General features: G+C 31.9%; 13 protein-coding genes and 1 pseudogene. 4 read left to right on the forward strand and 10 right to left on the reverse strand.

Translation table 11 applies throughout. From position 1 onward, the window contains the following. Positions 1 to 117: 117 nt before the first annotated feature. The 5 genes from gpmA to PLX19_RS17140 form a co-directional block, all read right to left on the reverse strand. Positions 118 to 855 (reverse strand): 2,3-diphosphoglycerate-dependent phosphoglycerate mutase, encoded by a 738-nt coding sequence (gpmA, locus tag PLX19_RS17120; protein ID WP_272189951.1) that lies wholly within the window; start codon positions 853 to 855, stop codon positions 118 to 120. 52 nt (positions 856 to 907) lie between these two features. Next, positions 908 to 1,600, reverse strand: a complete 693-nt coding sequence (locus PLX19_RS17125; protein WP_272189952.1) for a DUF3888 domain-containing protein — start codon at positions 1,598 to 1,600, stop codon at positions 908 to 910. 99 nt (positions 1,601 to 1,699) lie between these two features. Further along, on the reverse strand, positions 1,700 to 3,022 hold the full coding sequence (locus PLX19_RS17130) for a DEAD/DEAH box helicase (RefSeq protein ID WP_272189953.1): 1,323 nt from the start codon (positions 3,020 to 3,022) through the stop codon (positions 1,700 to 1,702). Positions 3,023 to 3,176: 154 nt separating this feature from the next. Then, positions 3,177 to 5,072, reverse strand: a complete 1,896-nt coding sequence (locus PLX19_RS17135) for an endonuclease MutS2 (RefSeq protein ID WP_272189954.1) — start codon at positions 5,070 to 5,072, stop codon at positions 3,177 to 3,179. Positions 5,073 to 5,616: 544 nt separating this feature from the next. Continuing rightward, positions 5,617 to 6,327, reverse strand: coding sequence for a class I SAM-dependent methyltransferase (locus tag PLX19_RS17140; protein ID WP_272189955.1), 711 nt, complete (start codon positions 6,325 to 6,327; stop codon positions 5,617 to 5,619). A gap of 319 nt (positions 6,328 to 6,646) precedes the next feature. Between PLX19_RS17140 and PLX19_RS17145 the strand changes: the two genes are divergently transcribed. Next, entirely contained in the window at positions 6,647 to 6,886 is a 240-nt protein-coding gene (locus PLX19_RS17145) for a hypothetical protein (RefSeq protein WP_272189956.1), read from the forward strand. A 148-nt stretch (positions 6,887 to 7,034) separates the two neighbouring features. On the opposite strand, the gene PLX19_RS17150 is transcribed toward PLX19_RS17145, so the two are convergent. The 5 genes and pseudogenes from PLX19_RS17150 to PLX19_RS17170 form a co-directional block, all read right to left on the reverse strand. Beyond that, on the reverse strand, positions 7,035 to 7,901 hold the full coding sequence (locus PLX19_RS17150) for an MBL fold metallo-hydrolase (RefSeq protein WP_272189957.1): 867 nt from the start codon (positions 7,899 to 7,901) through the stop codon (positions 7,035 to 7,037). A gap of 137 nt (positions 7,902 to 8,038) precedes the next feature. Then, entirely contained in the window at positions 8,039 to 8,299 is a 261-nt protein-coding gene (locus PLX19_RS17155; RefSeq protein ID WP_272189958.1) for a barstar family protein, read from the reverse strand. A 637-nt stretch (positions 8,300 to 8,936) separates the two neighbouring features. Next, entirely contained in the window at positions 8,937 to 9,596 is a 660-nt protein-coding gene (locus PLX19_RS17160; RefSeq protein WP_272189959.1) for a serine/threonine protein kinase, read from the reverse strand. Positions 9,597 to 9,977: 381 nt separating this feature from the next. Then, the gene (locus PLX19_RS17165; protein WP_442869061.1) at positions 9,978 to 10,682 is read right to left on the reverse strand and encodes an alpha/beta hydrolase; all 705 of its coding nucleotides are present in this window, start codon (positions 10,680 to 10,682) and stop codon (positions 9,978 to 9,980) included. A gap of 451 nt (positions 10,683 to 11,133) precedes the next feature. Next, positions 11,134 to 11,640, reverse strand: a pseudogene (locus tag PLX19_RS17170) (hypothetical protein). A gap of 213 nt (positions 11,641 to 11,853) precedes the next feature. Between PLX19_RS17170 and PLX19_RS17175 the strand changes: the two are divergent. The 3 genes from PLX19_RS17175 to PLX19_RS17185 all read left to right on the forward strand — a co-directional run bounded on the left by PLX19_RS17175 (position 11,854) and on the right by PLX19_RS17185 (position 14,402). Beyond that, entirely contained in the window at positions 11,854 to 12,237 is a 384-nt protein-coding gene (locus PLX19_RS17175; RefSeq protein ID WP_272189961.1) for a hypothetical protein, read from the forward strand. A gap of 483 nt (positions 12,238 to 12,720) precedes the next feature. After that, entirely contained in the window at positions 12,721 to 13,266 is a 546-nt protein-coding gene (locus PLX19_RS17180; protein ID WP_272189962.1) for a GNAT family N-acetyltransferase, read from the forward strand. Between the two features lie 632 nt (positions 13,267 to 13,898). Next, the gene (locus PLX19_RS17185) at positions 13,899 to 14,402 is read left to right on the forward strand and encodes a DUF4303 domain-containing protein (protein ID WP_272190085.1); all 504 of its coding nucleotides are present in this window, start codon (positions 13,899 to 13,901) and stop codon (positions 14,400 to 14,402) included. The last annotated feature ends 338 nt before the right edge of the window (positions 14,403 to 14,740 follow it).

Genomic DNA, 14,740 nt, shown 5'->3' on the forward strand with positions numbered 1-14,740 from the left:
AAGTCCTTTTAAAAAAAGAAGATAACTCCCTACTACATATAGGAATTTGTCTTCTTTTTGATTTCCGTTTATTCATAAGAATTCTGTCGTTTACTCAAAGTAGACACTTTTTCAGCATTAGAGTTGTACATGCTTCGGAATTTCTCCTTCTGGTACTTCTCCATCCATACTCAAATAATAGTGCCGAATTGGTTTTAAGTTATTATCTAATTCATAAACAAGCGGAATGCTCGTAGGAATATTTAATGTAACAACTCCATCATCAGATAAGTGATCTAAATATTTTACAAGCGAACGAATTGTATTACCGTGCGATGAAATAATAACTTTCTCACCCTTTTGTAATACTGGCACAATTTCTTCATGCCAATACATCAGAACACGTTTTTCTGTATCTTCTAGACATTCGGTAAGCGGAAATTCCCCTTCTTTTAAATATTTATATCTAGGGTCTGAAACTTCATAGCGCGAATCGTCTTTCGTAAGTGCTGGCGGTCTGACATTTGTACTTCTGCGCCATATATGTACTTGTTCTTCTCCGTACTTCTTCGTCGTTTCATCTTTATTTAATCCTTGTAGTGCACCGTAATGCCGTTCATTTAAATGCCACGATTTATAGACAGGTACCCAAGAAAGATTCATTTCATGAAGAATAATCCATAGGGTTCGAATGGCTCTTTTTAATACAGAAGTGTATGCAACGTCAAATGTATAACCATTCACCTTTAATATCTGGCCCGCTTCTCTCGCTTCCTGTAATCCATTTGTCGACATATCAACATCGGTCCATCCAGTAAACCTATTTTCCACATTCCATACACTTTGACCATGACGAAGAAGCACAAGCTTAATCATAACAATATCTCCTCCAAACAAAAAAATGTTTTACATCTATAATGTACTACTCTTATATTATTCTTAGTTTCAATTTAGATAATTCAGTGTCAGAAAGGTCGCGATGTTTATAATCCATTAGTTGAACATTACCTCCACCTTTTACTCGAAACCTCATCGTATCTTCTCCATACGGTGGATTATGGGCCCCTTTAAACGTAATAACTTGAACAATAACATAAAATTCAAATTCCGCTTTATCTTTTTCAATACATACTATCTTTTCGTCTCCTCTGTACCATAGCCTACCTTCACCATAATAATCTTTTACAGCACCACCGATATACTCTACAAGTCGTTCAATAAGAACTTCCTTTAACAGTTCTTTTGGTACAGGTATTCTATTTATAACCTTTTTCTCTTCCCGTAAAACCGTCCAATTCTTATGTATCTTTTTTATATGATAAAGAACATTCTCACCATTTTGTTTTACTATATGAACATATCCCAAACTCCCTTTTACATACACTCTCGGCTCTAGAACCCATTGTTGTTCTCTCCGTAAAATTTCAAAAAATATTTTTGTTAGGGAAGTAATTTTCCCCTCATTTATAAGTTCAGTAAAATCGTCTAGAACGTACAAACGAGCTCCACTTATATTCACATCAAAATAATCTTGTATGTTTTTCTTTTCTTCACCATGTACGAAGCTAGTTAAAGAAAACATAAATAGAGTGAAAACGACGATTGTAACAAGTTTCTTCACCAAATCACCTCGCCAGTTAGTATGTCCTAAAGTTTTTACGCATAAAAAAACATGAGTCCTCTTTTCAAAAGGTACTCATGTTCAATCATTACTATATTTTTATCGTCCACGCTTTTTCTGTCCAGGCTTTGCACTACGCTTTTTTTTGCTTGGTTGACCAAAACGAGATTTCTCTGTTTTTGGTCCTTCTTTTCTATCACGACGTCCAGACTGACCAAATTGTTTCTTCTCTTTAAATGGTTTCTTTTCTCTTGGTTTTTGCGACCTTTGTTCTTTTTTCTCAGGCTCTTGTTTGTTAGGTTGCTCTACTACTTGGCGTTGTAATGATGTGTTAATTCCTTTTTCAATTTGCTGTAAATACATTTTATCTTTTGGCGCAACTAATGTAATTGCCAGCCCACTTCCACCAGCACGGCCTGTCCGTCCGATGCGGTGAATGTAACTTTCGACATCTTCTGGGATATCGTAATTAAATACATGCGTAACACCTTCTACATCAAGTCCTCTTGCTGCTACATCTGTTGCAATTAAATATTGAATTTCAGCATCCCGAAAACGCTTCATAACACGCTCGCGTTTTCCTTGTGATAAATCACCGTGAAGTTCATCACAATTAAAACCGTATCCTTTCAGCGCCTCATACAATTTTGTAACTCTGCGCTTCGTACGGCAGAAGATAACAGCTAAAAACGGTTGATCTCGTTCCATCAGTTGACGAAGTGTATCTTGTTTTGCTCGGTCAGTCGTTTCCACGACGCGTTGTGTAATATTATTTACTGTAACCTCTGCACTTTGAATTTTTATAATTTCAGGCTTGTTCATATAACGCTTTGCAAGCGATTGAATTTGCTTAGCCATCGTAGCAGAGAACAACATCGTTTGTCTCTCAACAGGTGTTTGTTCAATAATTTCTTCTACCTCTGGTAAAAAACCAAAATGCAGCATTTGATCTGCTTCATCTAAAACGAGCATAGATACATGTGATAATTCAATTGTCCCGCGGCGTAAATGGTCTAATAATCGGCCAGGTGTCGCGACAACAATATGTGTATTTCCTTGTAATTTCTTCATTTGTTGTGAGACATCTTGTCCGCCATATACCGCAAGTACATGAATATCATTTACATGCACAGTCATTTTTTCAATTTCGTTTGTGATTTGCAATGCCAATTCTCGCGTTGGTGCTACAATTAACGCCTGTACATGACTAGACTGCGGATTTATTTTTTCTAATATCGGCAAAATAAATGCTAATGTTTTTCCTGTTCCTGTTTTTGCTTGTCCAATAATATCTTTTCCAGCTAGTACTATTGGTATTGCTTTTTCTTGAATCGGCGTCGATTCGGCAATTCCATTTTCTCTTAATGTATCATTTAACGTAGTGCTAATTCCTAATTCTAAAAAACTTTTCAAATCGATCACTTCTTTTCACTATTTTTCATATCAAATATTGATTGTACCATTTATTTTGCTAAATATGAAAAAGAAGATTACATTTATTCTATTTTTCAAATATAAAATAACCCCTCACTTCAAAACGTACTACTGTTTAAATGAAGGGTTACTAACAATTGAATTATTTTTTTCTTATTTCTTTTTGTATTTTTCTTAATGCCTTTTTAGAGCCTCGCTCTATATCATGTTGCAGCTTTCTCTCTTTATAACTTACAAACAAAGTATTTATATCGTAGCCTTCTGGATACAACTCTGCTGCTTTCAGTTCTAGAATGACACGCTTACAATTCACTTCCATAAACTCTTCTTTGTATAGTACTACAATATTATTGAAACTATCTTGTGTCTTGTATACAATACCAGAATCATTGTGATCCAATAATGTTACTTTGTCTCCAATCTCATACTCATAAGTTTCTTTCGTTTTCACCGCATTCACTTCAGGCTTCTTTATTTTATTTTCTTTTACAAGCTCTAAGTTATAATCTTTATTTTCCATATAACACTGTGCTCGCTCCAAAACACGTTCCCGTAAATTCATCTTTCTAGAGATCCAAAGTGCGTTACTATCTCCAGATTCTCCAATCATTAACTGATACATCGGCTCTAATGTTTCATTATGAAATTGCATAGCTGCATTCATGAAGTCACTGTGAATTTCTGAGAATCGTTTAATTTCACCATAATGAGTCGTCGCAACTGTAACACATCCTATATGATAAAATTCTTCTAAAATGGCAATCGCAAGTGCAGCACCTTCATTTGGTTCTGTGCCACTACCAATTTCATCAAATAACAACAACGTATTATTGTTAGATATTCTCATAATTTCTGAAATGTTTTTCATATGTGAAGAAAAAGTACTTAAAGCATTTTCAATACTTTGATTGTCACCTATATCTACAAAAATAGAATCAAAAAGGGCAATTTCAGTCTCTTCATCACCATGAATATGAAACCCTGACATTGTTGCTAAAGTTAATAATCCAATTGTTTTCAAAACAATAGTCTTTCCTCCAGCATTTGGTCCCGTAATGACTAAACTGCGATATTCTTTTCCAATCTCAAAATGTAATGGAATAATCTCACCTTGTAAAAGAGGATGTTTACATTCAACTAGTTTTATATATCCATGACTATTTAATTTCGGTGCGATCCCACCTATACTCTTACTAAACTTAGCTTTCGCGAAAATCATATCGTATTGACTTATAAGCTCAATATTAATTTTGATATCACTAACGTTCTCAAAAATCATTCCTGATAAAGTGGCTAATATTTGATACTCTTCTATCGCCTCTTCCGCTTTTAAACTCGCTAACTCACCGCTTAATTTTGAAATAACAGCTGGTTCCATAAAGACTGTTGAACCTTTAGAAGACATCTCTACAATTGTTCCTGCAACTTGATTTTTATAAGAAGCCTTAATAGGAACAGTAAATCGATCATCTTTTTTGCTAATAAAGAATTCTTGAATATACTCCTTATTTGCACTACTTTTTAAAAATTTATTTAAGCGATCTCCAATCTTTCCTTCTGCTGTTTCGATATGATTTCGAATTCGCTTTAATTCCTTACTCGCAGCAGAATCAACTCGATTCCCTTTAATCGAAAAATGAATCTCTTCCTCGATATTTTTGAACTCTGACATCGAGTATGCGTAAGAACTTAAAACAGGTGCAAAAAATGCTTTACTTAACATAAATCCCTTAATTTTTCTACATCCTCTTAAAAAATCTGATACACTCACTAAATCAGCTGCTTCTAAAATCAGCCCTTTTTCAAGCTTTCCAATTATATTTTCTATATTAGAGATCCCAACTAATGGAACGTGGCTTTCTGTATTTAATATCGCTTTTGCTTCAGTTGTTTCATGTAAACGATTTTTGACTACTTTTATATTCGAGCTTGGTTGCAGTTTATCTAATAATTGTTTTCCTAATCCGCTTACACAATATGATTTGACTATTTCCTTCAATTCGTTATACTGTAACTTTTCAAAAGTCATTATATTCATTTTTGTTCTCCTCACTATGATTTAATAATTGAATCATGTATGAAGATACCTAATAATAAGATTTCAATAAGCTTATATAAGGAAAAACTTCTCTCAGTGAGGATCGGTCCCCATCCATATGGAAGAACTCTTCCTATCCAAAAGTCGTAAAAAAATAAAAAAGCTGTGGGGATACCACAGCTTTACATACATTTACAAGACATGTGTAGAAACAAATATTTATTATTAAACAAACCTTCTTGAAATAAAGGTTTAACTCTTTAATAATAAATACCACTACATGCTTTATAAAGTGTTGTAGGTATCTTCATAGGTAACTTAAATAAATCCATGACCAAATACAGGGTACATATTGATAGAAAAATACCCTTCGTCATCAGATTTATTTCATTAAATTTTTGCCTATTTAGATACTACTCCGCTCACAAAAAGCACCTCGTCTAATTTATTTTTTATTCTCATTGAAATCTAAATTATGGAATTATTATACTATATGTACAAATTCAAGTAAAGGTACATAAAATTGTTCTTTTCATCATAATTACTATTTCTTTCTAAACAGCGCTGTCCAAAGAAATGCTTCCCCAAACACTTCATTCGGCTGCTTAATTTCTTTCATTTTACGCAGTTCAATAACCTCAAACTCTTGAAAAACATCACGTAGTTTCTCTTCTGAATACGCAATTCCTCCCTGTAAACTCCAGCTTCGATATACATCCCAATCTGATATTTCTGAACCATTTTTTTCATCTAATTCTCCCGCAGCAAAGCACGTTAAACCAAAATACCCGTTTGGCTTTAATGCTTGTTTGACTAACTCCACATAATGAATTCTTCTGTGAGGCGGGATATGATGTAAACAACCTGAATCATATACGAAATTATATTGGTTATAGGCTTGTAAATCGAAAATAGACTTACAAATAAAATGAACAGACACATTTTGCTTAGCCGCTCTTTCTTCCGCCCATTTTATCCCTTCTTCTGATAAGTCGACTGCATCAACTTCACAGCCTGTTTTTGCTAAATACAAAGCATTTCGACCAGGACCACATCCTAGCTCCAATACTTTTCCTTTTTGAATCATACATCTATCAAAATAAGAAACTAAATTTTCATCCGGTACATTAGTAAAGAAAGGTACTTCTTTATCACGATTAGAATAGAACTGATTCCAAAATGGTTCAGGAGATCTTAATAGAGAGTCTAACATTGTAATCACATCATCCATACTATGTAAAGTTTCATTTTTCATAAGTGAATTTCCCCTCCAATAAATTATAGCTACCATAACATTATACCAAATATTAACTGTATTCTGCTTTAGTATTTTAAATAATTAGAATATTTAAAATGGACTTAAGTTCCATAAAAATAAGAATAGATACAAACAAAGTGTTTAGAAATATAAATCCCCCTTCATTTTTATCCCTATGTTTCATTGATCCAACTAATCCTCTTTGTTTTAGAAAATAGTACAAGCCCCTTCTAATCTCTTACATAATCTATCATAGGAATCAATTTTCACAACTCATAATCCTCATTACCTAATATATAAATTTATCGAAAGGTGAGTGAAACTATTAATGATTCGTTTTTTGATTAGTGCTGAGTTTTGGGTAACAACAGTTATAATTATTCTTTTTTCTTTTGTCTTAGGTAAAGGTGATTTTATAGATGGATTTAACGAGTTAGCAAATATAAAACAAAATTTAGACTGGTATGTTTGGGCATATGTAATTTATAGATTACATCATCATCACAATCTCTTAGAAGTAATAAAGAAAGGCAGTGATAAAAAAGATACAAGTTAAACCATTTCTGCATACTGTTTACGAAGATGATACATTCGCCATCAGCATGGATTTCTCAGCCGCGCCCTATTTCTCTTGCATGTATATAAAAGAGCCTCTCTCTAAACGAGTGGCTCTTTTGTATTAAATGTCGTTCTTCGAAATGAAGTTACAAGTTAACCATTTCATAACCATTTACAAAGTACGCTATTGTTTCTAACTCATCTTCGTTTAATTCTCGATCAAGTTCTTGTTTATATGCCGCTTTTATTTTTTCTACATCGCCTTTATGTATTTCCGTGTATGTACCTACTGTTTTTAGCAAACGAATCTCTTGCAAAAATTCATTTCGATCAATTGCTTTTCCGTGCGAAAGAATATAGGTCTCAGCATCAAATTTCTCTAATTCTTGTATTAATTCAAACATTCGTTTCGTTGTATAGTTCCACTTCGAAGAAAAAATATCTGCATAGATACAATCCCCTAAAAACAATATCTTTTCTTCTTTAATATAAATGACAACGGAGTCATGTGAATGGTCACCTCCCACATGCTTTAACACACATGTCACATCACCAAGATCTAATTCAAGTTGTTTCTGAAACGTTAATGACGGTAAGACAATTTGAATATTTCTTGGTTGTTCACTGAATTCTTTTTTTATACAACTAGCACAAAATTCAATTTCTTTACCTTCTATTACTCGAGTGTCCAAGGCCTCATCTGTCCATTCATAAGAAACGAGTGTATGCATCTCTTTTTTTGTTTCACTATGTGCGATAGACAAAGCATTTTTTAATACAGGTAATCCAAAAATATGATCCCAATGCCAGTGTGTTAATGCAACGAAATCTGGATTTGAGATGTTCTGTTTGTTTAACATTTCTAAAAACAAATGTGCATGTGCTTCTGAATTACCAGCATCTATCATCAAAGTCTTTTCTTTTCCAACTACCATTCCTAAGATAGGTCTATCTGTTTCAGAAACAGGTGTCATATACCAAAATGAATGTCCTATTTTTTTTATTTGCTGCATAACTATTGCCTCCATTTTTGACTACAAAAAATTTCCACCCAAGAAATTTCTTAGCTTTATATTTTAATTACTAGAATCGAATATTTTAATCTTTTTTGCGATACGAACTCACCTTTCAATTATATGACAATTAAAAATTACTTTACAATGATGAAAAACTCTCCTATCATTTCTTTCTGCGCATGTTGAAAAGTTTCTAAAATCAGTTCTGCATAAGAACTAAGAAATTTCTTACCCTCTTCAAAACATGCCCATTCAATTGCTAAAGGAAGAGTTATCCAGTACCATAAAGGATCAGCATTTTCTCCATAGTAATCAGGTAATTCTAGCCTTTCCTTTAATATTTTATGTAAAGCCTCTTTGCTTATAAATTCATGTCCATTCAATATTTTTTTCATAGGGGTATCGCTACATGCCCATCAACTTAAGAAATGAATTGTTCCCCAAAACAAAAAATGAGCCGAATTCTCATAAATAACTGTGAAAAGGTGAATTTTTCGTTTTGGGAGGTTTCTCAAATATTAGCTTGATGGTGATGTGGAGGTATCCCATATTAATATTTTCTTAGTTATTTTAATCTTAATTTTGCACATAATCGATACAAAAAGTATAGTCCATGTAACTGTTCTTGATTACGTTTATTTAAATGTTGTTGGCACTCCTCGACAATGCTTTTTGCCCCTTCAATATTGTATTCCTCCAAATTTCTAATAGATTTTTTTAATTGAACAATTTCGTGTGAATACACAGCTTCTTATGTAAGCTTCATTAACAAAATTTTAATAAACTGATATGAATTAAAATAGCGATAATTATTTTCACCTCTCTTTGAATTAACATATCTCTCTTTTTCCTAATATCGTATAGTAGAAGTAGAAATTTTCGCTTTATTTGCTACCTCTCCAATCGTCATTAGGTTATTTCCTAATGACGTTATAAAATTAGGACCGTACATATTAGACATATCTAAAATGTACGGTCCTTTTGTTTACTAGTGGTTCACTTATCTAACTTAAAGATAAGTATGTAGTCCTTTTACAATTTGAATTTCTTTTTAAGCTTCTTATATTTTCTATATGAACGTCTAACAATGTTTAACATGAAATACGGTATTTTAACAGGGAAAGGCAATTTATAAATGAAAGGCAAGTAAACTGTAAAATATGCCTTTTCTAGGTCTCTCCACTTACTATCTTCTTTTGTTTTTAAGAAATCAGATACATCGACTACATATCCCCTTCCGTTTTCCATCATCACATTTTTCCCGTGAACATCACAAGGAGTTAATCCTTGTTCCCTTGCATACGCTAAAGCTTCATTGATATCAAGGATTACCTGCTTAGGAATTCTAATCCCCTTATGAATAGCATCGTATAAGGTAATTTCTTTTAAACGTTTCAATACTATGAAATTTTCTCCTTTATATATAAGCTTCGAATAAGAAGGATGATTTCCGATTCTTCGGTATACTTCTGACTCTTTTTCAATTCCTTCTCCTTCTCGCGCGTAAACTTTCACTACCCAATCTTTGTATTCTTTGTGCATAAATACTGCGGCATAATTACCTGCCCCTAAACACTTCCAAAGTCTAGGAATATCTTTAACTACTACAGGCTCGAATTCATCCTCACTTCTTATGCTTACCTCTTTTAATAATTCGTCCTTTATCAATCCCACAAAACTATTTATACTCATCATTTCCACTCCGATTTTGTTAAAAGGGGTCCCATCCACATTTTAAAATGAATATGTCAAAACATATACAATTTAATTTTCCTCATGTTAGTTTAGAATAAAGATTGATTAAAAATCACTCTAAACCCTTGATTATACTGCATATAAAAAGCCATTGTTTTGAACAAAGATTGATCGAAACGATGGCTCTTTTCTATTTTTCAGAACCCCCTTTTTATAAAAAAGTTTGATAAATTAATGCACCTTATTGAACAAACGCACCCAATAATTTAAGTGAATAAATTCACATTTATAATGTCTCTCAAATATAATATCAGTTTATATATTCACAATTCTTCTCTAGCAGGTCCTTCATTAAATCTTTAGATAAATTGTAATTTGTTAATCGATATGCTTGTGTAACCACTGCTCAAATACCTTCAACTGTTCTTCAGTATGAAAGTAATGTTCACCTGCTTCCATGACCTCTAATTCACAACAGTGTTTTTTTGTAAAATTGTTAATAGTTTCAAATTCACACAGTTCATCCTTGGCTCCATACATAATATATGTATCTGTATTCCATATATTAATAGGATGTTCTTTTACATAGCATAAATAATCCCAATATAACTTTTGACCACTAGGTGTTTCTATAGTCATTTCTTTTTGCAAAAGCTCTGGTGTTACATTAAACCATCTCATCATATTTTCGATAATTCGTTCCATATTAACTACTGGCGATAAAAATAATGCCTTTTTTAACACATCATTTTGATATGCTAAAAGGCTAAAATAAGCTCCCATGCTACATGCAAACAAGCTTACTTCTTTCCAATGTTCTTTTGCGTAATTCATAATTATAGATAATTCATTAACACAAAACTGTACTTTGCAAGGAGTATTATCATTTTTTCTTTCTCCATGCTTAGGTAAATCAAAGCTTAATACTTGATAACCTTTTTGATTGGCTTCTTCAGCTAATATTTGAATAACTGCATCTTCCTTATTTGACATGTTTCCATGTACTGCAATAAAAATTTTCTCACTCTTTTCTCCCCACAAAACCGCGGGAATATTACTAATTTTCAAATTATCTTTAAGCATATTTCCTCCATAGAATAAGACATATGAGATTGAGCAAAAAATCGCATACATTTTATATTCTTCTACTTAGTTTTAAAGAAATCAAACTATTCCTAATATATCATGAATGAATTATAATATCTCTCTACATCTGTATAACATCGAGACTGTGAATTAAGTTTGTCGATTTTGATTCCCTTATTGAGCTGATCTGCTCCGTTAGTGAAATAAGAAATCCTAGCTCACAGGATTTCTTATCAAACTTTACTTTAAGGGTACAACAACGCTCTAAACAAGAAAAGATGTCTAAATTAAGGGCACTGAAAAAGTGATTGTTTTGAAAAAAACATACGCATTTCATCAGTATGTTGAAAACAGAAAGGTCTCTATCAACCTATATACAGTAGGTGGTAGAGGCCTTCTTTTTATGATGTGGACTTTTTCAGTGGACTCGTCTAAATTAGGCATCTTTTTATTTAGATACTAGATTATCAAGTTTCCAATAGGTATCTAATGGATCAATCTTACTGTCCATATATAAATACATATTATTCAAATCTTTTGGTGGATTTTTCATCATAAATGAGATTTCAAAAGTTAAAGCTTAGCCAACTGGAACATTTTTAAGTTTATCTTCGTATATAGGCATAGGTTAACCTTCATATTTTTGTCCTGTCTTTTCATCTTTAACGAAATATTTTATTTCTGAAAGATCAATTGCTTTTCCATCGTTTCGAACATTATTGATCGTAACATGAGTTGTAATGTTCTCCGTGTTATCTACTGTTTCATATTTTGCGTTTTCAACTGTCGCCCTGTAAAATCCGCCTTTTATAAATTCTCCATATAGTAGTGCATCCTTTTCCATATTTTCAGATATTTCTTTCGATTTCTTTGGTTGAGTAGTTTCTTCACTACAAGCTGCCATTAAGCTTGTAAGTATAAATGCTGTACATGTTATTTTTATTAAAGATTTCATAGGGCTCCCTTTCTATATCCAACAAATTAAAACATAAGGATAATTTTACATTAAAAGGTAATAAAGCGATTTTTTAGAAAATTCATTTTTATCCCTAGAATGATGCGTTATGTTAAGGTATTCATTGTCTCTATTTAGCTAACAGGCAGTTTAGTTTAATAAGTCCAAATGATAAGATAAAAGAAATAATGGTGAATATAGGAGCGATTTAAAATGGATAACTGGAGAAATAACACGATTTGGTTTGAACAAATACCAGATAATCTTCAAGCTTACTTAAACTTAAAAGAAGATAAATTTAATGAGATACAGCTTGAAAACATTGAGTATTTAACTCTTTGGCATCATAAAAAGAATAGGCCGGGCAACTTTGTTAGTATTCCAGAAAAGCTCCTCTATCTAGAATTAAACTGGTCTAATATACAAGATTTCCTTGGGATAGAAAAAATGAATAAATTAAAGCGTTTAGAATTACATTATTGTACTAAAGGACTATTTTTTTCTTCTGTTTCGAGTAATACAAAGAGACACCCAAGGCTTCTTCTCGTTTTTCACGTTCTCCTACATATATGTATTTATCTACAACAAAAAGTTTAATGTTTAAAATTAAACTTATCATTAGTATAAAAATAAAAATGATCTTTTTCATATAACCTCCCATAAAACAAAAAATGAGATTAATATCAACAATTACCAAAACTTAAATTGTTTTTTAATCTCATTCAATCATACAATAAATATAAATTTTTATCCGCAAAGTGAAATATTACACCAAAAATTATATTTTAGTGTGGTTTTGAAACAAAGTTTGATAATTTATAATAAAGATTGATTATTTGAAATAAAGTTCGATAATTCATAAAAAAGTTTGATACAATATGTTGACAAGTTGGATTGCGAGAATACAACAAACGAGCCATTTTATGGAATAAAATATTAAAGTCAACTATGAGGGAGGGATTGTTTATGTTATTTGAGTATGACACATAACTTTTTTCAATTTTTATAAGAGGTCCTCCATATTACAATACGTTTAGGTAGCACATCCCTTAGGTTACAAATAATATGGGAGGTCTAAAAGTGGATATAACTATTAAAAAATTTACAAAGGAAGATCTGAATTATTCTTTTACCATCGATGATCAGTTCGAAGTGGATTCGATTCTTCTCTTAATGGCAACTGAGCATTCCATCCAGTATAGTGTGAGGGAAGTCTTTCCTTATGAGAAAAAGTATTCAGAGAATCAAGATGATCTACTTGACTTGCAAAAATATATCAATCATCCAGATCAAGCGATTTTTTTAGCGATTGATGGAGGTGATATTGTCGGCATGGTCTTAGTTAGACGAAACTGGAATAAGTTTGCTTACGTCGAAGACATCAAAGTAGATCGAAAAAATCGGCGTCATGGAATCGGTCGCCTTCTCATGGATGAGGTCAAAAATTGGTCTCAAGATAACGATTTGGCTGGTATTATGTTAGAGACGCAAAATAATAATGTAAGTGCATGTAAGTTTTATGAACGGTATGGTTTCATTATTGGTGGCTTTGACAAATTTGTCTACAAAGGCATCAATCACCTAACTGAAGAAGTGGCGATATATTGGTATTTAATATTTGAATAGCCCTTAGCAATAGCGTCGTTACATTTATAATAGTCAATGGGTACGATTGTAGAAAGAGTGTAGCTGGAAAATGATTAAATTTTTTTATAAAAGTTCAACTTAAACCTGCCTAAAGGGAATCCATTTTAATCAATCTTTTTTTAAAAATGGATTCTTTCTATTTGGAGCCATATATGTGTTTAAAAGGTATTTTTAATCAAACTTTATTTTAAACTTACATTTAGAACTAAATCTTTAACTAGTTATTTTAAAAGTAAACTTTTGCATATTAGTTTACTTTCAAATTGCCTAAATCATTGGGTTCAAACCAAACTATCTAATATCATCAAAATTAACAACAAAAGTATACATTCAAAATACGAATCTGCTTCGGGACATATAATAAATTCAGATAAATACTTACCTAACGAATCAAAGTATAAAGGATGGAGTTTATGGTACATAATCCTTCCTAATAAATTAGACGATGGCCCAGAATCATTAGATTTTATTAAGACTGCTTTAAAGTTTAAAGATATAAACGGAACTATTATAAAATATGGCTCAGTTAACGTTTAATGTTGATTTTCATGTTAAGATTGAAGTATGTAACAACATGTCGTTACAAAAAGAACGGAGGAGATACGGTGAAAATGCATCTTCAAGAAAGTTTATATGTTCAGTTGAAAAATGCAATTCGTTGTCATTATAATGAACTTACATCTAGGTGTGGCAATGACACAATATATGGATACTCCCTAATGACGGATGACTGTTTCAGTAGCATTGGACCAGTGGCTAATAAAGAAAGACTGATTAAGGTGAATAAATCAGACCCTTTATACAACTATTATAGATATGGGGCTGTTGAGTGGAGTGAGTGGGACGATTTCGGAATGTTTGATGAAGTGAATAAAACTATTAAAAGATACCATGAAACCGTCGAAGAAGACTTTGATTCGCTAATAGATACATTGCTGAATGAATTATTAAAAGTGTTAATGGAACTTGAGTCAGAAGGATTGTTTGGTGACAGAAACGATAACCGATTTATTGACATTTGTGTAACTGATTCATCAAACGAAATCATGCTTAAATCAGCTAGACTGCTTAATACATTAAAGGTATATGAAGAATACGCTTCAGAATTTGAATAAGAATGAATATAAGTAAAACTGCTCTTTATAAGAAGCGGTTTTTTTTTGAAAGTCAACAATTAATATTAACAGAGCCTAAAATATAAAAACTGATCATCTAAAAACAACTTCTGATAACGAATTTTATGTAGAGGAGCTGTCCATATAGGACTGAGCTATTTGAAAGAAGAAGATTATTATAAAAATTTATTAAAAAGATTGAGGTATGTTCGGAAGCTATTAGTTTTATGTACTATAATCCTTAACAACATGAATTATTTTTACAGTTTTTCATACTTCTATTTCATAAATGCAAACCTATTCTAGTTTTTTAGCTCTTATTCAACATAGTAGTCCAA

The organism is Bacillus sp. BP-3 (assembly GCF_028401955.1).
Classification (GTDB): Bacteria; Bacillota; Bacilli; order Bacillales; family Bacillaceae_G; genus Bacillus_A.